This window comes from Paraburkholderia sp. CI2 (assembly GCF_014201055.1).
Lineage (GTDB): Bacteria > Pseudomonadota > Gammaproteobacteria > Burkholderiales > Burkholderiaceae > Paraburkholderia > Paraburkholderia tuberum.
This window is the reverse complement of the sequence record NZ_JACHDL010000022.1, coordinates 24,419-45,300: the sequence shown is the minus strand read 5'-3', so window position 1 is coordinate 45,300 and position 20,882 is coordinate 24,419. Positions and strand designations below refer to the sequence as shown.

The window sequence follows — 20,882 nt, the reverse complement described above, 5'->3', positions numbered from 1 at the left end:
CTGCAGCATCAATGGCACGCTTCTCGCTCGTAACTCCGCATTGAATTCGCGAAGTTTCTCGTCTAGAACCTGTCCAATCGGACAGGATTCGAAGGGCTGGGTTTCAGGGGCAGCGCAGTGCCATCGAGACGTGCACCGTTGTGATCCTTCGCGCCCCAACACGGTGGCATGCATGCACGTTTGACAAGCACGGACAGGAGAACACGCATGAACGCAGTAAGCGAAGCCGCGCTGACGACCGCGATCCACGTGAACGGTCAGCGATTGTGGGACAGCCTGATGGAGATGGCCAGGATTGGCGCCACGCCCAAAGGCGGCGTGTGCCGTCTGGCGCTGACCGACCTCGACAAGCAGGGCCGCGATCTCATCGTGCAATGGGCGAAAGAGGCGCGCTGCACGATCAGTGTCGATCAGATGGGCAACGTGTTTATGCGCCGCGCGGGGCGCAACAACGACCTGCCGCCCGTGATGACCGGCTCGCACGCGGACTCGCAGCCAACCGGTGGGCGCTTCGACGGTATCTATGGGGTGCTCGGCGGCCTCGAAGTGATTCGCTCGCTCAACGATTACGGCATCGAAACCGAGCGCCCTGTTGAAACGGTGATCTGGACCAACGAAGAAGGCTCGCGCTTCGCGCCGGCGATGGTCGCCTCGGGCGTATTTGCGGGTGTGTTTGCGCTCGAGTACGGACTGTCGCGCAAGGACGTCGACGGCAAGACCATCGGCGAGGAATTGCAGCGCATCGGCTACGCGGGCGCGTTGCCGTGCGGCGGCCGCAAGATTCACGCGGCGTTCGAACTGCACATCGAACAGGGGCCGATACTCGAGGCCGAAAACAGGACGATCGGCGTGGTCACCGACGCGCAAGGTCAGCGCTGGTACGAAGTCGTGCTCACGGGCCAGGAGGCCCATGCGGGGCCTACGCCCATGCCGCGCCGCCGCGACGCGCTGCTGGGCGCCTCGCGCGTCGTGCAGCTCGTCAACGAAATCGGCCTGCGTCATGCGCCGCTCGCGTGCGCGACGGTCGGCATGATGCAGGTGCATCCGAATTCGCGCAACGTGATTCCGGGCCGCGTGTTCTTCACCATCGATTTTCGCCATCCGCAGGACGAGGTGCTGGCGCAGATGAACGCAGAGCTGCGCGAAGGCATCGCGAAGATCGCGGAACAGGGCAAGCTCGAAGCCGACGTCGAGCAGATTTTCTACTACGCGCCCGTGCCGTTCGACGAGGCGTGCGTGAAGTCCGTGCGCGCGGCGGCCGAGCGCTTCGGCTATTCGAATCGCGACATCGTTTCGGGCGCAGGTCACGACGCGTGCTATCTCGCGACGGTCGCGCCGACCTCGATGGTGTTCGTACCGTGCATCGACGGCATCAGCCACAACGAAGTCGAGGACGCGACGATCGAATGGATCGAAGCCGGCGCGAACGTGTTGCTGCACGCCATGCTCGAACGCGCGAGCGAGCCCGGCTGACGCAATTTCGATCGAACGCAAGCGGTCTCAGCGCCGCGCTGTCTTTCCAACGATTCCCCACGTACCGGCCGCGCACGTCACGCACACGGCCGGCGGACCCGTGTTTCGCCGCGCAAGGAGCATCCGGATGTCCCAGACCACCTCGAATGCCGCCAACGGCATCGCGCCAGGCCGTCTCAGTGCCGAGCAACTGGGCTGCAATTTCGCCGACGTCGCGCCGCCGCTTTCCGCGAATGCGGCCATGATCGCCGCCGACCGCTGTCATTACTGTTACGACGCGCCTTGCGTGAACGCATGCCCCACGGGCATCGACATTCCCGGTTTCATCCGCAAGATCGGCAACGGCAATCTCAAGGGCGCGGCGCGCGATATCCTCAGCGCGAACCCGCTGGGCGGCATGTGCGCACGCGTGTGCCCGACCGAGATTCTCTGCGAAGGCGCCTGCGTGAGAAATCATCAGGATGGCGAGCCCGTTCAGATCGGCGCGCTGCAACGTCATGCCACCGACTTCCAGATGGCCCGCGAAGCCGCGGGTGCCCCTGCGCTCTTCGAGCGCGCCAGCGAGACAGGCCGTCATGTTGCCGTGGTCGGCGCGGGTCCCGCGGGTCTCGCCTGCGCGCACACGCTCGCGCTTGCCGGGCATCGCGTGAGCGTCTTCGACGCGCGCGAACATCCGGGCGGCCTGAACGAGTACGGCATAGCGGCGTACAAGACCGTCGACGACTACGCGCAGCGCGAAGTGCAGTGGCTTCTTTCCGTTGGCGGGATAGAAATGCGCCAGGGCCAGCGACTGGGGCATGACGTGACGCTTGCGGAGTTACGCGCGGCGTATGACGCGGTGTTCATCGGCGTGGGCCTTGGCGGCACGCATACGCTCTCCATCGAAGGCGAATTGCTCGACGGCGTGCTCGATGCCGTGGATTTCATCGCGCGCGTGCGCGAGGCCGACGATCTGGCCAGCGTGCCCGTCGGTCGCAAGGTGGTGGTGCTCGGAGGCGGCAATACGGCAATCGACGCCGCCGTGCAAAGCCGCAAGCTGGGCGCGGAGCAAGTGACGCTCGCCTATCGTCGCGGCGCGGCGCAGATGAGCGCCACCTGGGCCGAACTGGAATTCGCGCGTCGCCAGGGTGTGACGTTGGCCGAGTGGATGAAGCCGCTGCGAATCGTCGGCGACACGCAGGTGCGGGCCGTGGAATTCGAGCGCACCGGGCTCGATATGAGCGGCGCATTGCGTGGCACTGGGGAGATCGTGCGCGTGGAGGCCGATATGGTGCTGAAGGCAATTGGCCAAACGCTGTTACCCGAAGGCCTCGACGGGTTGCAACTCAGCGAGGAAGGCGGGCGCGTCGCGGTGGATGCGAACGGCGCCACGTCCCTTGCGGGCGTTTTCGCAGGCGGCGACTGTGCCGGCCACGGCGCCACCGATCTGACCGTCCAGGCCGTGCAGGACGGCAAGCTTGCCGCGCACGCGATCGACCGCTTCCTTGCGAGTCAGTCCGCCAGGGCCGCCTGAGCCGCGTGATAGCTACACCGAATCCAGATAAAACGAAGGAGTCGCATCATGGCCGACTTGCGCTGCACGATTGCCGGCATTCAATCGCCCAACCCGTTCTGGCTCGCTTCCGCGCCGCCCACCGACAAGGCCTACAACGTCAATCGCGCCTTCGAGGCGGGTTGGGGCGGCGTGGTCTGGAAGACGCTCGGGCTCGACCCGCACGTGGTGAACGTAAGCTCGCGCTATGGCGCCACCACCTGGCGCGGCCAGCGCATGGCGGGTCTGAACAATATCGAGCTCATCACCGACCGGCCGCTCGACGTGAACCTGAAGGAAATCGCGCAGGTGAAGCGGGACTGGCCCGACCGGGCGCTCATCGTCTCGCTGATGGTCCCTTGCAACGAGCACGACTGGAAGTGGATTCTGCCTCAGGTGGAAGACACTGGCGCGGACGCTGTGGAGCTGAACTTCGGTTGTCCGCACGGCATGAGCGAGCGCGGCATGGGCGCGGCGGTGGGTCAGGTGCCCGAGTACATCGAAATGGTCACCCGCTGGGTGAAGGACGGCACGCGCCTGCCTTGCCTCGTGAAACTCACGCCGAACGTCACCGACATTCGTCACGGCGCGCGCGCGGCGATGAAGGGTGGTGCGGACGGCGTCTCGCTCATCAATACCATCAACTCGATCGTCGGTGTCGATCTCGACGTCATGGCGCCGCTGCCCACCGTGGACGGCAAGGGCACGCATGGCGGCTATTGCGGTCCTGCCGCGAAGCCCGTTGCACTGCACATGGTCGCGGAGATCGCGCGCGACCCGCAAACGCAAGGCTTGCCCATCTCTGGCATCGGGGGCATTTCCGACTGGCGCGACGCCGCGGAATTCATCGTGCTGGGAGCGGGCAGCGTGCAAGTATGCACCGCGGCGATGCACTACGGTTTCCGGATCGTCAGCGACATGATCGACGGCCTTTCCAACTGGATGGACGACAAAGGGTACGCCAGCCTCGACGCGATTCGCGGCCGCGCCGTGCCGAACGTCACCGACTGGCAATACCTGAACCTCAACTTCGACATCAAGGCGCGTATCGATCAGGACCGCTGCATCCTGTGCGGGCTCTGCCATATCGCCTGCGAAGACACCTCGCATCAGGCGATCACCGCCACGCGCGACGGCAAGCGCCACTTCGAGGTGGCCGATGCGAACTGCGTCGGGTGCAATCTATGCATGCATGTTTGCCCGGTCGATCAATGCATCACGATGGAGCGTGTCGATTCGGGCGAGCGCTACGAGAACTGGACCACGCACCCGAACAACCCGGCGCGTGTCGCCGACCCGAAAGCCTCCTGACATTTCGAAGCCGGATCGAGCCGGACCCACGACAAGCACGGAGAACCCACGTCATGAGCCAGCCCTTTGCAGTCGACGCCAATGCGCGCCGCGCCGAAAGCGAGCTATACAACGATGACCTCGCGCCCACCGGCGTTGCGCAGCGCACATGGCGCTGGTATCACTTCGCGGCACTATGGGTAGGCATGGTGATGAACATCGCCTCCTACATGCTCGCCGCCGGCCTCACCGAGCAGGGCATGGCGCCATGGCAGGCCGTGCTAACCGTGCTGCTCGGCAATCTGATCGTGCTCATGCCGATGCTGCTGATCGGTCATGCGGGTACGAAGTACGGCATTCCTTATGCGGTGCTCGTGCGAGCGTCGTTCGGCACCCAGGGCGCGAAGCTGCCAGCCATGCTGCGCGCCGTCGTGGCGTGCGGCTGGTACGGGATTCAATCATGGCTTGGCGGCAGCGCCATCTATACGCTCGTCAACATCCTCACGCACAACGCGCTGGTGGGCGACGCACTGCCGTGGCTCGGCATTTCGATCGGACAGGCTAGCTGCTTCCTCGTCTTCTGGGTGTTCCAGCTGTACTTCATTCTGCACGGCACCGATTCGATCCGCTGGCTCGAAAGCTGGTCCGCGCCCATCAAGGTGGTGATGTGCGCAGTGCTCGTGTGGTGGGCATGTTCGAAGGCAGGCGGCGTGGGCTCGATGCTGTCGCAACCGTCACAGTTCGCCGCCGGCGGCAAGAAGGCGGGCCTCTTCTGGGCGACGTTCTGGCCGAGCCTCACGGCCATGGTGGGCTTCTGGGCCACGCTCGCGCTCAACATTCCCGACTTCACGCGTTTCGCAAAAACGCAAAAAGACCAGTTCGTGGGCCAGGCCATCGGCCTGCCCATTCCGATGGCGTTGCTCTCGGTAGTCTCCGTGGTCGTGACCTCGGCAACGGTTGTGATTTACGGAAGGGCGATCTGGGACCCGATCGACCTCACGAGTCGCATGGAGGGCGTCGGTGTGGGCATCGCGCTCATCATCCTCACACTGGACACGATGTGCTGCAATCTCGCCGCGAATCTCGTCGGACCAGCTTACGACTTCTCGAGCCTCTGGCCCAAGGGCATCTCGTACAAGACGGGCGGTCTCATCACCGCGGGTATCGCCATCGTGATGATGCCGTGGAAGATCCTTGCCACCACCCAGGGCTACATCTTCACGTGGCTCGTCGGTTATTCGGCGCTGCTTGGGCCTGTGGCCGGCATCCTGATGGTCGACTACTTTCTCGTTCGCAGCACACGCCTCGACACGGCCCAGCTGTTCGAGGAAAACGGCGAATACGCCTACTCGAACGGCTGGAATCCGGCTGCCGTGATCGCGCTGATCGCAGGTGTGCTGCCGAACCTGCCGGGCTTTCTCAATGTCGCGTTCCCGAATGCGTTTGCCACCGTGCCCGATGCGTTCAAAAGCATTTACACCTATGCGTGGTTCGTGGGGCTCGCCATTGCGGCGCTCGTCTATGGCGTGATGATGAAGCTCGCCAAGAGCCGGCGCCCACGTGTTGCGAGCGCGTGAGCGTTTCAAGCGTGAATGTTCAACTGAAGGAGACTTGGCATCATGGCGATCCTGATTCGAGGCGGCACCGTCGTCAATGCAGACAAGAGCTGGCGTGCGGACGTGCTCTGCGAAAACGGCGTGATCCAGAGCGTTGGCGAGAACCTCGACGCGCCTGCGGGCGCGACCGTGGTCGACGCCGGTGGCCAATATGTGATGCCTGGCGGCATCGATCCGCACACGCATATGGAGCTGCCCTTCATGGGCACGACCGCCAGCGACGACTTCTACACGGGCACGGCGGCGGGGCTTGCGGGCGGCACGACATCGATCATCGACTTCGTCATCCCCAACCCGAAGCAACCGCTGATGGACGCCTTTCGCGAGTGGCGCGGCTGGGCAGAGAAAGCCGCTTCCGACTATGGCTTTCACGTGGCGGTGACGTGGTGGGATGAAAGCGTGTATCGGGACATGGGGCTCCTCGTGAACGAGCATGGCGTCTCGAGCTTCAAGCACTTCATGGCCTACAAGAACGCCATCATGGCCGACGACGAGATTCTCGTGAACAGCTTTGCGCGCTCACTCGAACTGGGCGCGCTGCCTACCGTGCATGCGGAAAACGGCGAGCTCGTATTCCAGTTGCAACGCCAGTTGCTTGCGAGCGGTTTCACGGGGCCCGAGGCGCATCCGCTTTCACGGCCACCCGAAGTCGAAGGCGAGGCAGCGAATCGCGCCATCCGCATCGCGCAGGTGCTCGGAGTGCCGGTGTACATCGTGCATGTCTCGGCGAAAGACGCGCTCGAGGCGATCGCGCGCGCACGCGGCGAAGGGCAGCGCGTATTCGGCGAAGTGCTCGCGGGGCATCTCGTGATCGATGAGTCGGTCTATCGCGACCCGGACTGGACGCGCGCCGCCGCCCACGTGATGAGTCCGCCGTTCCGTACCCAGGAGCATCGCGACGCACTCTGGCGCGGGCTTCAGGGCGGCCTGCTGCACACGACCGCAACCGACCACTGCGTGTTCTGCGCTTCGCAGAAAGCCATGGGCCGCCATGATTTCACGAGAATTCCGAATGGTTGCGGCGGCGTGGAAGATCGCATGGCGGTGTTGTGGGATCAAGGTGTGAACACCGGCCGGCTCACGCCGAACGAATTTGTGCGCGTCACCTCCACCAATGCGGCGCAAATCTTCAACCTGTACCCGCGCAAGGGCACGGTGGCCGTGGGTGCCGACGCCGATCTCGTCGTCTGGGATCCCGAGGCCACGCGCGCGATATCGGTCAAGACGCATCATCAGAACGTGGACTTCAACGTGTTCGAAGGGATGACGGTTCGCGGCGTGCCGACACACACCGTCTCACAAGGCGAACTCGTGTGGGCGGACGGCGACCTGCGCGCGCGGCGCGGAGCCGGGCGTTATCTGAAGCGGCCCGCGAATCCCGGCTATCTGCAGGCGTCGCGCCTCGCGAAGAGCCTGAAGCAGACGCAGCCGGTGCATCGCGAAGGTGACGCGCCACAATAAACACGGCAACGCGTGGAGGCACTGCAGGGGAAATCGGGGGCTCGACGCGACAGGATTCGCGTTGCGCCCCGGTAGTTCGAGTGCAAACCGGTCGGCGTTTTTTATCTGCGTCGGAGTTCGCCATTGAGCGATCAGATATGAGAAAAGCGCGAGCCGGGGTGCGGTCATCGTTGAATGAGTAATCCGTATCTCGCGGTTAGCGTTTCCCGCGTTCCGCGATCCATGCGCTATCCGGTCGCTGTTCCAGTCAGCGATTCACAGGCCTGCCAGAGGCGTCTTGCATCGGTTCCGTTTCTTGCCTGACTGGCGACGTTCGCTGGTCCCACGTCTCGACCCCGTGTTTCGAACAATCCGAGCGGACCATAGTAGCCGCCGTCGACGACATCGGCTGCGGTTGCGGCATAGAGCGTGGAAAGCGCGCCGGTCTGGTCACTGTTGAACAAGATATCGATCAGTCCGCCGAGCGCAGAGCGGACGATCGGGCTTGCGGCAAAATGGTCGGCACGGAACAGATTCGTATTGGCAACGCCGGGATGCGCGGCAACGGACATCACGCGCGATCGTGCGGCGCGCAACCGGCGATCGAGTTCGAACGCGAACATGAGGTTGGCGAGCTTCGACTGTCGATAGGCGGTCATCGGACGGTAACGACGGGTTGCCTGAAGGTCGTCGAAGTCGAGCCGCCCGGTCTTGTGTGCGATAGAGGCAACCGTGACCACGCGCGGCCGCTCGGCAGACGCTCCTGCCGCCATCTCGAGCGCAGGCAACAGCAGGCGCGTCAGGGCGAAATGCCCGAGTACATTGGTGCCGAACTGCAATTCGAAGCCGTCGACCGTTTCGAGGCGTCGGCGGGGCGCCATGACGCCCGCATTGTTGATGAGGATGTCGAGCGGCCGGCATTGCGCGAGTTCGCGATCGCAAAAGGCGCGCACCGAAGCAAGGCTTGCGAGATCCAGTCGTTCAAGCCGCAATCGGGCGGCGGGCAGTTCCCTCTGCAGACGGGACAGGGCATCGGCGCCGCGCTGTTCGTCACGGCAGGCGAGTACGACTTCCGCGCCTGTGCGAGCCAGTATTGCAGCGACGTGATAGCCGATGCCGCTGTTGGCCCCCGTGATGATGACGCGTCTGCCGTGCTGAGGCGTGATGTCGTCGATGCTCCATTGTTTGTTCTGGTTCATTGGCGATTGTCGAGGGAAGGCCGTTAGCCGGAGAGAATGCTGATTAGCATACCCGTTGCACGCGCGCCGCATGTGCTGGACATTTTCGGGTTTCGCACGGATCCGGCGGCTTCCTGAGTCGGGCGCGCAGCGCGCGCATGCAATGCGTGTGAAACGCAAGGCGGCCGTCCTGAGCCGTTACATCAGCCGAAGCACGATTCTCTGAAGGAGGGAGGGCAGGTCGCGTCGAGCGTCGACCACGAGATGAACGAAAACGGTCTCGTCGCGGACCTGATAAATGATCCGGTTCTTGCCGGAAAGGTCTTGCCGGAAACCGTCCTCGAAAAAGCCCTCAAGCTCGGCAGGCGCATGACCGCTAGCGGGGAACTGGCGAATGTGCGTGATCGTCTCCTGCAGTTGCGTCGATGTCTGACGCCACATTTCCCATCCGAATGTGCGGACACCATAGCTTCTGCGTTCGTCAATGCCGATCCGCGCCGTCGGGAAGATGCGGTATTTCAGCAGCGGTGCCGCCATCAGCGGAGCTTTTCCTGACGATCGAGCTCGTTGAGCCCCGCAAAGAACTCGTCGCCATCGACGTGATCCCCGCGCTCGATGTGCTTCTGGCCGATAGCCAGGATTTTCAGGAGCGCGAGGGTCTGCTGCGTCGATTCGTAGCTTCGCACATCCTGGACGACGAGCTTCGCTTCACCGTTCTGCGTGATGATGAGCGGCTCTCCCGAATCAGTCAGGTCCTTGACGATTTGCGCCGCTTCGCTTTTGAGGTAGCTGATTGGCTTCACATGATCGGCGAGATGCATCAAGCGCTCCGGTGAGGTTCACACAGGACCAAATTTAAACCATTAACGGTCCGGCGGCGATCTGCGGTGCGTCCATGTGCAACTACATTTGACATAATGTAATGAGTCCGGGCTAACTTTAGCTGGCACTAAACCTGTGGGGAGAAGACCCCACAAGCGTTAGCGGGTAGCGCCAGCCACCGAAAACCCTTGGAAATTTTTTCCAGTACGTCCTCCCAAACCTTCCGTACTTCCTCACTTTTCGCCCGCTGAATTTGCATTGCGGCAAAGATTTCCGCGGGCGAAATTCCAATCAACCTTGCCACCTTGATAGCTGTTTCCTCGTCGAAATTGGACCGACCCATGCGGTAATTGCTGATCGCGGAGGGGCGAATCCCCAACATCTTCGCCAAGGCATAGTCAGACGGTAACCGCTGTGCCGTTTTAGCTGCGTCGAGGTAATGATCGCAGGTGTAATTCATCATGAATCCCCTTGTTTAAAGTCGCTCCCGGTTGCTTGCCGGGTACGGGATCAAGCTGCCTATCGCTATCTAATGTGCTCGGCAACTGCTGAAAGATCTGCGGAATTGCCGCATGAAAACAGTCTGAGTGCATTGCGCCAGATCGCTTTCGCGCGTTCATCCTGCGAGCGCTCTGCACGCGTCGCGGCAATGATTTCGAAGGGATGAATCCCGAGAATCTCAGCCGCCCGAATGGCCGTGGCATCTTGGAAGACTGATTGGCCTGTCCGATATTTGCTCACGGTAGAACGCGTCACACCCAAAGCCTTTGCGGCTGCGTAGTCGGACGGAAGGTCTAACCGCGCCTTCACGTCGTCGACCCACTCGACTGTAGTTTTCATACACATCTCCCGCAGCAGTTCAACCGGTCTTGATGATAGTGCAATAGTCATGTCTATTGAAATAGACATGCCCCTTGATGCGTCATGGTCCTTGACTATGTCATGCCCCTTGTCTATCCTTCGAATCGTCGCCCGACCCCGGTTCTCATCCCCGCCGGTTCGGACTTGCTATCCGCTCGTCGGGCGACGTTTTTTCCAAGTCAAGGTAGGGGATGAATAAGGGGATGCACATGTCGTTTTCTCAGCAACAAACACTTACACCTTCGGCGCTCGCGCGCCAGCTCATCGAGCCACACTTTCGTGCGTGGATGGATCACATGATCGGTTTAGTCCAGAAGTGGACTTGCGTGGTCATCGTTCAACGCGTGGGGGTGGCGGTATGAGCGCCCGGCCGACAGATTCATCGCGTGACATTTTCAGGTGGGCAGTCGTGGACTCCTGCTATGAAATCGACGTGATCCGCGAGTTCGAGCGGCGCGACGGGGTATTTCTCACCGCTGCAAAAGGGTTGCTTTGCGATCGCGCCCGTAGAGCGCTGCACCTTCTGAACGGCATGGCCGGGGAGTGGTGATCATGAAACCGATTCGCTACGAAATCATGTACGAAGGTGGGCCGGTCATGATCCTGGGCGAAGCCGTCGAAATCGAGAACGATCTAGGGCTTACATTCGGCGTCCACTGTAACGGTTGGCTTCCTCGCGAACACAATCATAGGTGGATCGTGACGCACACTGCGTCGGGACTGATGACGGGCTGGGGCGCGACGCGCGCCGGCGCCGTGCTCTGCGCATCGGAGCGGGTCCGCATCGCTATCGCCGGCGGTTACCTGAAGTCGGCCATTGAGCGGGCGATGTGCCAGCGGGCCGTGGCGCTCGCAAAAGCTGCCTGCATGGCGCCGACCACGGATCGGCCGTCTATCCGCGCGCCATAGCCCGAACTCAGCGGGTTTTCTCTCACAAATCGTCAACCGTCGATATAGCTAGTCGACGCGCATCGTAAACCAAACGTGAAATGCATTGAATCAAGGGGTTGAACAATGAATATCAATAGGACTGCTGATTTCCAAGAAATGGAGACGCGTGCAATTCAACGCATGGTGCGCGCGAGCAACGCCGAGCAAATGCTGCGACGCCGCGCGCGCGACGAGTTCGAAACGCTAGGCGCCGTGCTGCGCCGCGTCGACGTGCTGCCTTTTATAAGGGGGACGTTGTGACCAGTCGTGAAATCGAGCCGGGCATCGTTGAATGCGGCCCGTTTCAGAACTCGCCAGAAGCGCGCGGCGGCTATTTCGAATTCAGCGGCCGCGAGCTTCACTGGTACGAGCATTTGAAGCGCGGCCGCTATGTCGAACTCGGATTGTCGCGCGCAGAAGCGCTGATGGTCGCGCGAGACTGCTGTCGAAGAAGCCGGACAACGAAAACATGAACAAGGCCACGCCAGCGGCCGCGATTACTGCGCCGCTCATATCGTACTTTGGCGGAAAGTTCCGCCTCGCCGCGTGGGTGCTTTCGCACATGCCGCCGCACGAAGTTTATGTCGAGCCGTTCGGCGGCGCCGCTAGCGTGCTGCTGCAGAAGCCGCGCAGCAAGGGCGAGATTTACAACGATATGGACGGCGAAATCGTCAATCTGTTTCGCGTCGTTCGCGATCGCGTGCAGCGCGCGCAGCTCGTGGAAGCGCTCGCGTTGACCCCGTACGCGCGTGCCGAATTCGACGCGGCGTGGGCCGCCACAGACGATCCTATCGAGCGCGCTCGCCGTCTTTGCGTGCGCGCGCAAATGGGTTTCGGGGCAACGGGCGCGGCGCGGCTGTTGCGCGATTCGACCGGCTTCGCGGCCGACATGAAGGCGGACGGCGCGGGGCAGTGGTCGCGCTATCCGCGCCGGATTACAGCAATCGGCGATCGCCTTCAAGGTGTCATGATCGAAAACAGGCCAGCAGTCGAATTGATCGCGCAACACGACGCGCCAGGCACGCTGTTCTATCTCGATCCGCCATACCTACCCGACACTCGATCTTACCGCGTGCGCGGAATGTGCCGCGACTACCGGCAAGAAATGACGCCGCTACAGCACGCGGACCTGCTTGCGATGCTCGCGAATCTGCGCGGCATGGCAATCGTGAGCGGCTATGCATCGACGTTGTACGACCGTGCGTTGATCGGTTGGGCTCGAGTTTCTTGCAAAGCGCGTGCCAACGGTCAGCGGGGCACGGTTTCTCGAGACGAAACGATCTGGATTTCGCCGGCCGCATGCGCTGCTGCGGGAATCGAACCGGGCCACGTCGAATCATCAATCGATGACGTCGAATTGCCGCTCTTTGTGGAAGCGGCCGGGCGGACGTGACATGAGCACGCCTGCCTACATCACACCGACGCCGCGGGAAATGCTGATCGAGGATTTAGGCGAGTTGGGCGTAGGCGCCGGCGCGCTGCGAGCGTTGCCCGACCTGTCTATCCCACCGCGAACCGCGGAATCGGATCGCGCAGAAGCCGACGCGATGCAGGTGCTTCGCCCGTTGCTGCGCGAAATATCGGCGCGCCGTTACCTCTTTTGAGCAATCGGGAGAAAGCAGCATGAGACGGAAGAAGGACAAAAAGGTAATGCCGCTGTGGGCTATTTGGCTGATTACCGTTATCGCTGTCATTGCGTGGTGCAGCGTCAACTCTGGCGATGATCAGGCGCAACCGAAGGCTGGGCAAATTGACCATCGCACCTAACGCATAACGCAGGCGGAATCAAAGTCAACGGGGAGCGCGAATCATGATGCGTGTACAGATCGGGAGGGCAACCCTGTATTGCGGCGATGCGCTCGAAGTGCTGCCGGAACTTTCAGGAATGGATGCCGTTTTGACAGATCCGCCCTACAGCTCGGGCGGTGCGTTTCGTGGCGATCGCATGGGCGACGCGCAAACAAAATACCTTAGCACTAGGACGTTGCCGAGTTTCAGCGGCGACAACCGGGATCAAAGAGCCTTCCATTTCTGGTCCGCCCTATGGTCTAGCGCTGCGCTGCGCGCGTGCAAGGTTGGCGCGGTTGTCTGTGTGTTTTCGGACTGGCGGCAGTTGCCGGTTTCGACCGACTACCTGCAGGCCGGCGGCTGGATTTGGCGCGGCATCGTCCCGTGGGTAAAAACGTCGTACAGGCCGCAGCTCGGTCGCTTCGGTGCTCAATGCGAGTACGTCGTATGGGGGAGTGCCGGCCCGATGCGGCTGGATCGTGGTGTCCGTGCGCTATCGGGATTCTATGAGTACGCGAGCCCGATGCAGCGTGAACACGTGACGCAAAAGCCGCTCGGCTTGATGGCTGATCTACTGAACATTGCGCCGCCCGGTGGTCGCGTGCTTGACGCATTTATGGGAAGCGGAACAACCGGGGTCGCCGTTGTTCAATCGAAGCGCGAGTTTTTCGGCATTGAGCTCGACGCGCATGCGTTCGACGTTGCATGCCGGCGAATCGACGACGCGCAAAACAGTCTGTTCGACGAGCGGGTCCGGCTCGTGGACGATTCCGCGGACGATCTAAATGAGCGATAGCCGCAATCCCTACCTGATCGAAGGTCCGGCGCAAATCTGTTTCAGTGGCGGCCGCACTTCGGGCTACATGCTGCACCAGATATTGGAAGCCAACGGTGGCCTACCTGATGACTGCATCGTGGCATTTCAGAACACGGGCAAAGAGCGCGAGGAAACGCTTGAATTCATCCAGGAATGCTCGATCCGTTGGCACGTGCCGATCAGCTGGATTGAGTGGGACGGCTTCAAAGCCGGAAGCCGATCGCGGTGCGATGTTCGGATCGTCGACTTTGAGACGGCTAGCCGCGATGGCGAGCCGTTCTCGCGCCTGAATGACGCGCTCGGCATTCTGCCGAACCCAGTCATGCGTACCTGCACGGCGAACCTTAAGGTAAAGGCTGGTCGCGAGTTCATGTTGGCGCAGGGTTACGACGAATGGGACAACGTGATGGGAATTCGCGCGGACGAGCCGCGCCGCGTAGCGCGACTTGGCGCACCGGGCCGGGACAACAATGGTGGTGTTCCGGATCTGCCGCTCGCGCGGACGAATGTCAGAAAAGCTGACGTGCTCGCGTTCTGGCGTGCTCAACCGTTTAATCTCGCGCTCGACTCAGAGGGCGATTTAGGAAACTGCGACGGCTGCTTTCTTAAGGCGCGGCACAAGATCGTGCGTGCGTTTGTCACAGAGCCGCAACGCGCTGTCTGGTGGATCAATGAAGAATCGCGCCCGGCTGGAGCGACCTTCCGCAACGATCGCCCGTGCTACTCAGAGCTGCTGCGCGAGGCGCAATTTTACGCCAAACAAATCCCCTTCGACTTCACTGAATCGCAATCGGACGAGGCGCTGATCGATTGCATGTGTGGTGATTAACGGCCTAACCGAGCACGAGGATAGAAATGAAAACGCTAACTGATGCCGTTGACGCCGCGATGGTGGAAATGAAGGGCATTTTCCCGCCGCTTCGTCGTTCGGAATGTGAGCGACTGATCCGCGCAGCTCTCGCGGCCTGTTCGGGCAGCGAATCGCTCCCGCATCTATTCGGCATGGATTGGAGTTCGGGAGTCGACAGGACTAGCGTAGCACTCGCCCGCGCGCGCGAAGATGGCCGGCTAGAAATCGCGTTCTATCTGAATGGTGACGATCAACCTGACGACCGCAAAGCGTACAGCCTGGCGGCGACAGAACCCGGATTCGAAGAAGCATGGCCGGATATTCATCGTGCCGGCGGCGGCCATGGATGGCGCGGCGTCGCGTTGGCTGCGTGGCGCAGGGCAACTCGTTACGCGCGTTCGTTGCAAGTTAAAGAGGCGCTTGCCGCGGCCGCAGGCGCCTCAGGTTGGGGGGCTTTCGAGTTAGTGCTAGCCATGCCGGATAAGCAGCGCGAAGCGTTCGCCGAGGCGATGAGCAGCGGCGCATTGAATGCAAAGCAATCGATGTTCATGCCGGAAGAAGAGGTATTGACGGTCGCAGCGATGATGCCTCGCGACGTCTGGCAGACGCTTCAACGCATCCGCGCCAGCGTGCCGGCGGAGGTATTGCGTTGCTGCTCTCCTGACGTCGATCTTGGCGACGAAATCGACGCGCTGTTCGCCGTCTATTCGTTCAGAGAGTAACCGCGATATGCCATACCGTCGTATGTCGCCAGATGACCAGTGGGCGAAAGAGCGACTACAGGGATTGCCGCCGCGCTGGCGCACACGTATCGAGAGGCAATGGCGCGAGCGGTACGCGGAGCGCAACATCGATGCGCGACGCGTTGCAAATCTGTTTTTGCTCAACATCACTGAAAACCTTAAGGCGATTCGACTTCCATTGAAAGCGCGCGATGAGCATATCTGCGCGTGCGCAGAAGATCGCGCAGCAGAATGTCTCGTACTCGCATCGGTCTACGGGGAAATCAAGGAACGTCGCGCAGCGCTCGAACGCGTTGTGCGCCGATTCCATTGCGAGCCGCCAGCGCCAGAACGTGTATCGAGGCGAACGGGCGAAATTATTGGCATAAGAGATCAGCCGGCGATTCTTCGCATGACGGATGCAAAGTGGTGGCGCGAACAGTTGCGCAAGATGCACGCACAGTTCGTCGAAGCCGCTGCCATCCAGCTCGACTACGTGAACGCACAAGGTGATATCTACGTATCAAACGAATCGCTGGCCCGACGCGGTCAGCAGAAGAAACGCAATCGCCGGATGCTCGAAAACACGATCGCAACGAACGAGGACGGCGACAGCTTTCCACTGTCTGAGCTGCACGACAAGTCCGTCTCCTGTCCGCCGATCAAGCGCGGCGAACTCATGACCCGCATCAAGGGCTTCGAGGATATCGCTCGGGAAAACGGTCATGTCGGGCTGTTTCTGACGCTCACGTGCCCGTCGCGCATGCACCGATTCACGAAAGGCAAAAGAATTCGCATTTCCAAAGGGCGGATCGTGCAGACCCGCAATCAGGTGCGCCAAAATTCGCGATACGACGGCACGTTACCGCGTGACGCGCAACGGTATCTGGTGAAAACGTTCGCACGGCTGCGCTCGTTCCTGAAGCGTCACAACGTGCAGTGGTACGGGTTCCGAATCGCGGAGCCGAACCACGACGGCACGCCGCATTGGCATCTGCTCGTTTTTTTCCCGCCATATCTTTCAAGGCGTCGTCCCGGCGAGCGTAAGCCGGGCCAACGCGGCCGCGTAAAGGACGTGTTCGCGACTGACGAACGTTGCGCGCTGTTGCCGCGTTTGTGCGCGTGGGTGCGCCGCTACGCGCTCAATGACTCACCCGACGAGCGCGGCGCGAAAAATCATCGCGTCGACTTCAAGCCGATCGACTGGCAGCGCGGCACGGCGGCCGGCTATATCTCGAAGTACGTCGCGAAGAACATCGACGGTCATGGCATCGAGGCAGATTTGGCGGGCAATCCGGGCATCGAAACAGCGTTGCGCGTCGAAGCGTGGGCGTCGACGTGGCGCATTCGTCAGTTTCAGCAGGTAGGCGGACCGCCTGTCACGACGTGGCGCGAGGCGCGACGCCTGGACAAGGTTCCTGAAGGCGCGCCAAAGGTACTCGACGAAATGTATGAAGCGGTGAACCGGATTCAGCGCGGCGACGATGAATCGGAGGTTTCGCCCGCATCGTGGGCCGACTACGTCCGTGCGAATGGTGGCATCCATTGCGCGCGAGACGATCGCCCCGTGCGCGTGTATCGCGAATTCGACTCGCGGATCGGTCGCTATGGCGAGCCGGTCGGCGACGTGGTGAAGGGGTTGGAAGCTCGCGAAATCCGTCTTGAACGCGACGGCATTGTCGAGTTGCCAAAGCTGCGAAGCATGGTTGTTTTTACGTCGCGCCATACGTGGACGATTGAACGCCGGAAGCCGACTGATCTCGCACTCGATCTCGCGCGCCACTCGACCGCGCAGCGCCTGAATCTAGGGGTGGGTTTGGCGCACGCAGTGCGCCCTTGGACTCGTGTCAATAACTGTACGCATGCACCTCCTTTCGCGGCCGGCGCTGATCGCGATCGAGAGCCAGATCCCGACATAACAGAGTGGCTCGACGACTACGATCGCGCCGATCGAGCGGCGCGGACGGTCGAACCGCAACACAACCGAAGGAAATCGCATGAACGATATGTCGATTAAGTGCCCGGCGTGCGACGACGCGCTCGAGGCCCGCCATTCCGAAAGAATGTCGGACACGTTGCGTCGCCTGTACTTCTGGTGTCCGTCGTGCGGTTTTCGCGCGCCGGCAACGCTCGAGGTGTTGCACTCGCTTTCGCCGCCGGCACCGCGCTATATGCGCGACGATCTGGCGTTGCTGCCCGCCCGGCCGCTTGGCGGATCGATCAATGCGCGCACCGCCAAACAGGCTCGGGGCTGAAATGCGGTGGACGATGCCTTGTCCATGTTGCGGCGCGCGCGGTATTGCCCGCGCGATGCTGCAAACGTCCGCTTTGTGCTGGACGGTGGATTTTCAGTGCGACCGCGTGACGTGCGGCCACACATACCGCACCGAATTAACGATGCAGCCGGCGGCGCCGGTTCAGAAGGTGGCGCGGCGCGACACGCTGCAACTCTTTGATGATCTGCCGCTCGCCGAATCAGTGCAGGTCGGCGACTCGCCGCGGGGGAATGGGGACAATGACGGTTGAAATCGAAGAAGGCGCGGCGGGCGATGTTGCGCGATGGGCGTGCATGGGGCTGGCGGCCGCCGCAACCGGAACCGCGCTTGCGCTGTCGGTGCTCAGTGGCTGGCAACGCGGCGGCACGAGTGCGGAGCGCGGAATCTGGATTGCGCTCGGCGCTGTGCTGGTGATCAGCGCACACCTGTTGCCGGCGCTAGTGCGCGGCGCGAGCCGACCTGTTCGCGCCGTTGCCTTCGTGCTGTGGATCGCATGCCTCGCGAGCGCTGGCTACGGACACGCCAGTTTCTTTCTGCTAGCGCAGCAGCACGCCGGCGAGCTGCGCGCGCGGTCGACGGCTGTCGACTCGCCGGCCACCGCTCGCACACTGCCGGCCGTGATGCTGGATCGTGTAGCCGTGGTTCGCCAGCTCGGCGAAGCGCTGGTGCAACGCTGCGCTCGGGCATGCCCAGCGCTCGAGGCGCGGCGCGCGACGCTCGCAGCTCAACGCGATGCGCTTGACGCCGAGGCTGACGAACTGCGGCGGGATCGAGCCGACGCGGACGCGGCCGCCGTGCAACGCGTCGCGTTGCGCGCTGATCCTGTCACGTCGCGACTGTCGGGCCTTTTCGCCGCGCCTGTTGCGCGGGTCGATCTGTTGATCGGGCTCATGCTTGCCGCCATGCTGGAGGGGGTCGCGTGTCTGTTGTGGACGGTCGCATCGCGGCCGGCGACGCGACCGGCAGTATCGCAAGTCGCAGTCAGTCGCGCGAAGGTGGCCGCCCGTCGCAAGTCGGGCGAAGCGGCGCCACTCGCTATTCGAACCGCGGCGCGTGAGCCGGTAACACCGCGGCCACCGGCGCGCGACGTGGACGAAGCCGCGCGACTCGCACACGACGTCAAAGTCGGGCACGTGCGGCCGACTGTCGCCGAGATCAGACGGCATCTGCGCTGTTCGCAAGCGCGTGCGATCGCGTTGCGCCGGGAACTCGTTGGTTCGATTCCGGCTTAGGTGCGCGGAGATTATCGGCATGGACCTAACCGTGGGTCGCTCGGCGGACGCATTTCGATACATAGACAAAGCAGCAGATTGCCCACCATAACGAAGCGCTTCTGATGAACTGTCCCGATGCGGTAACACCCGTCGGCTTGGTAGTTCTTGCTCATGTTTCAGGCCAATTGCGAGACCCGTACACTAATGATCGGCCAACGACTACCGCATAGGGAGGAAAGTTGAATGGCGCAAAGAGCTGCACGGTGACAATCACAAATCCGGACTCGTTCCTGATTTGAAGTTTGTGCATGGCGCCGTCCAACTCAGACGGCCACATTAAGGTCGTCCACTCTCGACCGACATATTGCCAAGCTTCTCGCTCTTTAAGCAAACACAAAGGCTGTACGAGCGGAATGAAGCCATCGACGCCGCATTCGGCGACAGCGAAACTATAAGCAATTTTCGCGAATAAGGCGCAAAAATACTTGGGAGATAAGCCGTATCTGATCGTAACTTGTTCGAACGAAGGTTTCGGCATTTCGCGCTCGTCCTCGAAGTGATGCAGATTGCAAGCCATCGCAGGCCAAGTATCACCAACCGGCACTGCAGAGATCAACGTCGGCAATGGAAGCGAAAGCGATATGAATGAACTCGGCAACCCGGCTTCCACACCCGTCAATTTGCTGCTAACACCCGCGCGAACCGCTTGGATAGACAGCGCCGAAAAGTCGGTCTCTTTGTGCCGTCCGGAGCCGATACCTTTGTTCCGACGAAAGAGCGCCCAGATTCCACGCTGAATGTGTCCTTCATAGCTACTTGTAATCCCGGCGCATTTCTCGCAGCTTGACCGTGGCAAGATCATATCGCCGCGCAGCCCCGCCGGAATGATGTGTTCTTTGCTCAGCCTTTCTTTGGACCCGCAGTAAATGCACCTTCCGACGGGTGTGTACGTTTTCATCTGGCAGCCCCGGCGTGGCGAAGAATGTCTCAGGCAATTCTGCGCGTGGTCGTTAATGCATACAAGTCGATTGGCCGACAATCGGGGGAGCGGCGGGCGTGTACGCTAAAAAGCCCGCATTCTGCGGGCTTTTTTCATGTCATGCGTGCGCGCCGTTGTCAAGCGCTTCGCGCGCCGCGCGCTCTAATACGTGCTCTGACCATTGATTAACGCTTTCGTCGGCCATCGCGGCCGCGATAGCGATGCGGGCGTGCGTCTCCGGGTCGATGCGCAGCATGAATTTTCCTGACGCCGGCTTTTGCGGCGCGCGGCCAGCTCGAGCGCAGTCGTCGAGATAGTGATCGACGGCCGCATGAAAGTCCCGCGTCAGTTCGTCGACGGTCTCGCCGTGAAAGCTGATTCTGTCGTCCACGCCGAGCACGTGGCCGACGAAAATACTGTCGCGCCCGTCGAATTCAACGCGGGCGAAATATCCCTTATAGGTCATGGCGTTAGTCATGGCTCTTGATCCTCATTTCGATAAACCAGTCGCGCAATTCTTCCACCTGATACCGCTTTGCTTCCTTGCCTGGATGCGGGCGGTGAAGGTAGCGGCGTTTCCCGTTCAGCTCGAAGGCGATGCGCGACCCCGCGCCTTCGTGAATGCTGCCGCCCAGAGCGACGACAAGCGACTCGATATCAGCAAACACGATCCCGCCCAACGTCGGCTTCGTAAAGATCGCGGTCAATGTGCGGCCGTGTTTCGTTTTCATTTCTAGATGGTATCACAAAATGGTATCACTATGCTATCAAAAAGTGATACCACATTGCCATTTGAAGCGACGGCAGACCGGACGTGTCTGGCGGGTCAGGGAGCGGCTACCGGTTCAGCAGTCCCCCCGGTGCGTGCGCATCCTCGTGAGCCGCTTTGCGGTCCGTCTGCGCGGCGGGACGGGTATTGCAGGCCGGTAGGTATTCCGGGGCCGGCGTCGATCCCGCCCGCGAAATCGCAGTCACCCTCCGCGCCTGCGATCAAAAAATCTGGCGTTTCTAGACGCACCCTCACTCGGTCTGTCGAACCCGCCCAGCCGGCAAGGGCGCCGATTTTGGATGCCTGCTGCTAGACGCGCCTAGACG

Annotated in this window: 26 protein-coding genes; 18 read left to right on the top strand and 8 right to left on the bottom strand. The window is 61.6% G+C overall.

Annotation, left to right across the window (positions count from 1 at the left end; genetic code table 11):
* Positions 1 to 207: 207 nt before the first annotated feature.
* The 5 genes from HDG32_RS26020 (at position 208) to hydA (ending at position 7,371) form a co-directional block, all read left to right on the top strand.
* A complete protein-coding gene (locus tag HDG32_RS26020) occupies positions 208 to 1,473 on the top strand; it encodes a Zn-dependent hydrolase (protein WP_184054146.1) in 1,266 nt (421 codons plus the stop codon).
* Between the two features lie 127 nt (positions 1,474 to 1,600).
* The gene (locus HDG32_RS26015) at positions 1,601 to 2,986 is read left to right on the top strand and encodes an NAD(P)-dependent oxidoreductase (protein ID WP_184071846.1); all 1,386 of its coding nucleotides are present in this window, start codon (positions 1,601 to 1,603) and stop codon (positions 2,984 to 2,986) included.
* 48 nt (positions 2,987 to 3,034) lie between these two features.
* On the top strand, positions 3,035 to 4,315 hold the full coding sequence (gene preA, locus HDG32_RS26010; RefSeq protein WP_184071844.1) for an NAD-dependent dihydropyrimidine dehydrogenase subunit PreA: 1,281 nt from the start codon (positions 3,035 to 3,037) through the stop codon (positions 4,313 to 4,315).
* A gap of 53 nt (positions 4,316 to 4,368) precedes the next feature.
* Positions 4,369 to 5,871: an NCS1 family nucleobase:cation symporter-1 gene (locus HDG32_RS26005; protein WP_184071842.1), complete on the top strand. Its 1,503-nt coding sequence runs from the start codon at positions 4,369 to 4,371 to the stop codon at positions 5,869 to 5,871.
* Between the two features lie 42 nt (positions 5,872 to 5,913).
* Positions 5,914 to 7,371 carry a dihydropyrimidinase gene (hydA, locus tag HDG32_RS26000; RefSeq protein ID WP_184071840.1) on the top strand — a complete coding sequence of 486 codons (1,458 nt, stop codon included), beginning with the start codon at positions 5,914 to 5,916 and terminating at the stop codon, positions 7,369 to 7,371.
* 227 nt (positions 7,372 to 7,598) lie between these two features.
* Here the strand turns inward: hydA and HDG32_RS25995 are convergent, their stop codons facing one another.
* The 5 genes from HDG32_RS25995 to HDG32_RS25975 all read right to left on the bottom strand — a co-directional run bounded on the left by HDG32_RS25995 (position 7,599) and on the right by HDG32_RS25975 (position 10,190).
* The gene (locus tag HDG32_RS25995; RefSeq protein WP_184071838.1) at positions 7,599 to 8,549 is read right to left on the bottom strand and encodes an oxidoreductase; all 951 of its coding nucleotides are present in this window, start codon (positions 8,547 to 8,549) and stop codon (positions 7,599 to 7,601) included.
* Between the two features lie 177 nt (positions 8,550 to 8,726).
* Complete coding sequence (locus HDG32_RS25990) at positions 8,727 to 9,065, bottom strand: type II toxin-antitoxin system RelE/ParE family toxin (RefSeq protein WP_184071836.1); 339 nt, start codon at positions 9,063 to 9,065, stop codon at positions 8,727 to 8,729.
* Complete coding sequence (locus HDG32_RS25985; protein ID WP_184071834.1) at positions 9,065 to 9,349, bottom strand: type II toxin-antitoxin system Phd/YefM family antitoxin; 285 nt, start codon at positions 9,347 to 9,349, stop codon at positions 9,065 to 9,067. The genes HDG32_RS25990 and HDG32_RS25985 overlap by 1 nt, the downstream gene beginning before the upstream one ends.
* 128 nt (positions 9,350 to 9,477) lie before the next feature.
* Positions 9,478 to 9,813 carry a helix-turn-helix domain-containing protein gene (locus HDG32_RS25980; protein ID WP_311540369.1) on the bottom strand — a complete coding sequence of 112 codons (336 nt, stop codon included), beginning with the start codon at positions 9,811 to 9,813 and terminating at the stop codon, positions 9,478 to 9,480.
* 62 nt (positions 9,814 to 9,875) lie between these two features.
* Positions 9,876 to 10,190: a helix-turn-helix domain-containing protein gene (locus HDG32_RS25975; RefSeq protein ID WP_184071832.1), complete on the bottom strand. Its 315-nt coding sequence runs from the start codon at positions 10,188 to 10,190 to the stop codon at positions 9,876 to 9,878.
* Positions 10,191 to 10,620: 430 nt separating this feature from the next.
* Between HDG32_RS25975 and HDG32_RS25970 the strand changes: the two genes are divergently transcribed.
* The 13 genes from HDG32_RS25970 to HDG32_RS25910 all read left to right on the top strand — a co-directional run bounded on the left by HDG32_RS25970 (position 10,621) and on the right by HDG32_RS25910 (position 18,826).
* Positions 10,621 to 10,761, top strand: coding sequence for a hypothetical protein (locus HDG32_RS25970; RefSeq protein ID WP_184071830.1), 141 nt, complete (start codon positions 10,621 to 10,623; stop codon positions 10,759 to 10,761).
* A 2-nt stretch (positions 10,762 to 10,763) separates the two neighbouring features.
* Positions 10,764 to 11,120 carry a hypothetical protein gene (locus HDG32_RS25965; RefSeq protein WP_184071828.1) on the top strand — a complete coding sequence of 119 codons (357 nt, stop codon included), beginning with the start codon at positions 10,764 to 10,766 and terminating at the stop codon, positions 11,118 to 11,120.
* A gap of 138 nt (positions 11,121 to 11,258) precedes the next feature.
* Positions 11,259 to 11,402: a hypothetical protein gene (locus HDG32_RS25960; protein WP_184071996.1), complete on the top strand. Its 144-nt coding sequence runs from the start codon at positions 11,259 to 11,261 to the stop codon at positions 11,400 to 11,402.
* 208 nt (positions 11,403 to 11,610) lie between these two features.
* The gene (locus HDG32_RS25955; protein ID WP_184071826.1) at positions 11,611 to 12,534 is read left to right on the top strand and encodes a DNA adenine methylase; all 924 of its coding nucleotides are present in this window, start codon (positions 11,611 to 11,613) and stop codon (positions 12,532 to 12,534) included.
* Between the two features lies 1 nt (position 12,535).
* Positions 12,536 to 12,745 carry a hypothetical protein gene (locus HDG32_RS25950; protein WP_184071824.1) on the top strand — a complete coding sequence of 70 codons (210 nt, stop codon included), beginning with the start codon at positions 12,536 to 12,538 and terminating at the stop codon, positions 12,743 to 12,745.
* 19 nt (positions 12,746 to 12,764) lie between these two features.
* A complete protein-coding gene (locus tag HDG32_RS25945) occupies positions 12,765 to 12,908 on the top strand; it encodes a hypothetical protein (protein WP_184071822.1) in 144 nt (47 codons plus the stop codon).
* Positions 12,909 to 12,951: 43 nt separating this feature from the next.
* Positions 12,952 to 13,725, top strand: coding sequence for a DNA methyltransferase (locus tag HDG32_RS25940; RefSeq protein WP_221307865.1), 774 nt, complete (start codon positions 12,952 to 12,954; stop codon positions 13,723 to 13,725).
* Entirely contained in the window at positions 13,715 to 14,575 is an 861-nt protein-coding gene (locus tag HDG32_RS25935; protein ID WP_184071820.1) for a hypothetical protein, read from the top strand. The genes HDG32_RS25940 and HDG32_RS25935 overlap by 11 nt, the downstream gene beginning before the upstream one ends.
* A 26-nt stretch (positions 14,576 to 14,601) precedes the next feature.
* Complete coding sequence (locus HDG32_RS25930; RefSeq protein WP_184071818.1) at positions 14,602 to 15,318, top strand: hypothetical protein; 717 nt, start codon at positions 14,602 to 14,604, stop codon at positions 15,316 to 15,318.
* A gap of 7 nt (positions 15,319 to 15,325) precedes the next feature.
* Positions 15,326 to 17,335: a replication endonuclease gene (locus HDG32_RS25925; protein ID WP_311540368.1), complete on the top strand. Its 2,010-nt coding sequence runs from the start codon at positions 15,326 to 15,328 to the stop codon at positions 17,333 to 17,335.
* On the top strand, positions 17,316 to 17,573 hold the full coding sequence (locus HDG32_RS25920) for an ogr/Delta-like zinc finger family protein (RefSeq protein ID WP_260336593.1): 258 nt from the start codon (positions 17,316 to 17,318) through the stop codon (positions 17,571 to 17,573). Before HDG32_RS25925 ends, HDG32_RS25920 begins: the two co-directional genes overlap by 20 nt.
* Positions 17,542 to 17,844: an ogr/Delta-like zinc finger family protein gene (locus HDG32_RS25915; protein ID WP_311540367.1), complete on the top strand. Its 303-nt coding sequence runs from the start codon at positions 17,542 to 17,544 to the stop codon at positions 17,842 to 17,844. Before HDG32_RS25920 ends, HDG32_RS25915 begins: the two co-directional genes overlap by 32 nt.
* Positions 17,834 to 18,826, top strand: coding sequence for a hypothetical protein (locus HDG32_RS25910; protein ID WP_184071814.1), 993 nt, complete (start codon positions 17,834 to 17,836; stop codon positions 18,824 to 18,826). The genes HDG32_RS25915 and HDG32_RS25910 overlap by 11 nt, the downstream gene beginning before the upstream one ends.
* A 151-nt stretch (positions 18,827 to 18,977) precedes the next feature.
* Here HDG32_RS25910 and HDG32_RS25905 read toward each other — a convergent pair whose 3' ends face one another.
* The 3 genes from HDG32_RS25905 to HDG32_RS25895 form a co-directional block, all read right to left on the bottom strand.
* The gene (locus tag HDG32_RS25905) at positions 18,978 to 19,766 is read right to left on the bottom strand and encodes a hypothetical protein (RefSeq protein ID WP_184071812.1); all 789 of its coding nucleotides are present in this window, start codon (positions 19,764 to 19,766) and stop codon (positions 18,978 to 18,980) included.
* 139 nt (positions 19,767 to 19,905) lie between these two features.
* Positions 19,906 to 20,265, bottom strand: coding sequence for a type II toxin-antitoxin system HicB family antitoxin (locus HDG32_RS25900; protein ID WP_184071810.1), 360 nt, complete (start codon positions 20,263 to 20,265; stop codon positions 19,906 to 19,908).
* Positions 20,258 to 20,518, bottom strand: a complete 261-nt coding sequence (locus HDG32_RS25895) for a type II toxin-antitoxin system HicA family toxin (protein ID WP_184071807.1) — start codon at positions 20,516 to 20,518, stop codon at positions 20,258 to 20,260. Before HDG32_RS25895 ends, HDG32_RS25900 begins: the two co-directional genes overlap by 8 nt.
* Positions 20,519 to 20,882 lie beyond the last annotated feature (364 nt).

What these genes read in the sequence shown, in the direction of transcription:
- preA (WP_184071844.1), top strand. Translation starts at nt 3,035, where the DNA reads ATGGCCGACTTGCGCTGCACGATTGCCGGCATTCAATCGCCCAACCCG.
- HDG32_RS25905 (WP_184071812.1), bottom strand. Translation starts at nt 19,766, where the DNA reads ATGAAAACGTACACACCCGTCGGAAGGTGCATTTACTGCGGGTCCAAA.
- HDG32_RS25955 (WP_184071826.1), top strand. Translation starts at nt 11,611, where the DNA reads ATGAACAAGGCCACGCCAGCGGCCGCGATTACTGCGCCGCTCATATCG.
- HDG32_RS25915 (WP_311540367.1), top strand. Translation starts at nt 17,542, where the DNA reads ATGCGCGCACCGCCAAACAGGCTCGGGGCTGAAATGCGGTGGACGATG.
- HDG32_RS25935 (WP_184071820.1), top strand. Translation starts at nt 13,715, where the DNA reads ATGAGCGATAGCCGCAATCCCTACCTGATCGAAGGTCCGGCGCAAATC.
- HDG32_RS25925 (WP_311540368.1), top strand. Translation starts at nt 15,326, where the DNA reads ATGCCATACCGTCGTATGTCGCCAGATGACCAGTGGGCGAAAGAGCGA.
- HDG32_RS25990 (WP_184071836.1), bottom strand. Translation starts at nt 9,065, where the DNA reads ATGGCGGCACCGCTGCTGAAATACCGCATCTTCCCGACGGCGCGGATC.
- HDG32_RS25965 (WP_184071828.1), top strand. Translation starts at nt 10,764, where the DNA reads ATGAAACCGATTCGCTACGAAATCATGTACGAAGGTGGGCCGGTCATG.
- HDG32_RS26020 (WP_184054146.1), top strand. Translation starts at nt 208, where the DNA reads ATGAACGCAGTAAGCGAAGCCGCGCTGACGACCGCGATCCACGTGAAC.
- HDG32_RS26005 (WP_184071842.1), top strand. Translation starts at nt 4,369, where the DNA reads ATGAGCCAGCCCTTTGCAGTCGACGCCAATGCGCGCCGCGCCGAAAGC.
- HDG32_RS25960 (WP_184071996.1), top strand. Translation starts at nt 11,259, where the DNA reads ATGGAGACGCGTGCAATTCAACGCATGGTGCGCGCGAGCAACGCCGAG.
- HDG32_RS25975 (WP_184071832.1), bottom strand. Translation starts at nt 10,190, where the DNA reads ATGAAAACTACAGTCGAGTGGGTCGACGACGTGAAGGCGCGGTTAGAC.
- HDG32_RS25945 (WP_184071822.1), top strand. Translation starts at nt 12,765, where the DNA reads ATGAGACGGAAGAAGGACAAAAAGGTAATGCCGCTGTGGGCTATTTGG.
- HDG32_RS25940 (WP_221307865.1), top strand. Translation starts at nt 12,952, where the DNA reads ATGATGCGTGTACAGATCGGGAGGGCAACCCTGTATTGCGGCGATGCG.
- HDG32_RS25950 (WP_184071824.1), top strand. Translation starts at nt 12,536, where the DNA reads ATGAGCACGCCTGCCTACATCACACCGACGCCGCGGGAAATGCTGATC.
- HDG32_RS25910 (WP_184071814.1), top strand. Translation starts at nt 17,834, where the DNA reads ATGACGGTTGAAATCGAAGAAGGCGCGGCGGGCGATGTTGCGCGATGG.
- HDG32_RS25930 (WP_184071818.1), top strand. Translation starts at nt 14,602, where the DNA reads ATGAAAACGCTAACTGATGCCGTTGACGCCGCGATGGTGGAAATGAAG.
- hydA (WP_184071840.1), top strand. Translation starts at nt 5,914, where the DNA reads ATGGCGATCCTGATTCGAGGCGGCACCGTCGTCAATGCAGACAAGAGC.
- HDG32_RS25995 (WP_184071838.1), bottom strand. Translation starts at nt 8,549, where the DNA reads ATGAACCAGAACAAACAATGGAGCATCGACGACATCACGCCTCAGCAC.
- HDG32_RS25980 (WP_311540369.1), bottom strand. Translation starts at nt 9,813, where the DNA reads ATGATGAATTACACCTGCGATCATTACCTCGACGCAGCTAAAACGGCA.
- HDG32_RS26015 (WP_184071846.1), top strand. Translation starts at nt 1,601, where the DNA reads ATGTCCCAGACCACCTCGAATGCCGCCAACGGCATCGCGCCAGGCCGT.
- HDG32_RS25985 (WP_184071834.1), bottom strand. Translation starts at nt 9,349, where the DNA reads ATGCATCTCGCCGATCATGTGAAGCCAATCAGCTACCTCAAAAGCGAA.
- HDG32_RS25920 (WP_260336593.1), top strand. Translation starts at nt 17,316, where the DNA reads ATGAACGATATGTCGATTAAGTGCCCGGCGTGCGACGACGCGCTCGAG.
- HDG32_RS25900 (WP_184071810.1), bottom strand. Translation starts at nt 20,265, where the DNA reads ATGACTAACGCCATGACCTATAAGGGATATTTCGCCCGCGTTGAATTC.
- HDG32_RS25895 (WP_184071807.1), bottom strand. Translation starts at nt 20,518, where the DNA reads ATGAAAACGAAACACGGCCGCACATTGACCGCGATCTTTACGAAGCCG.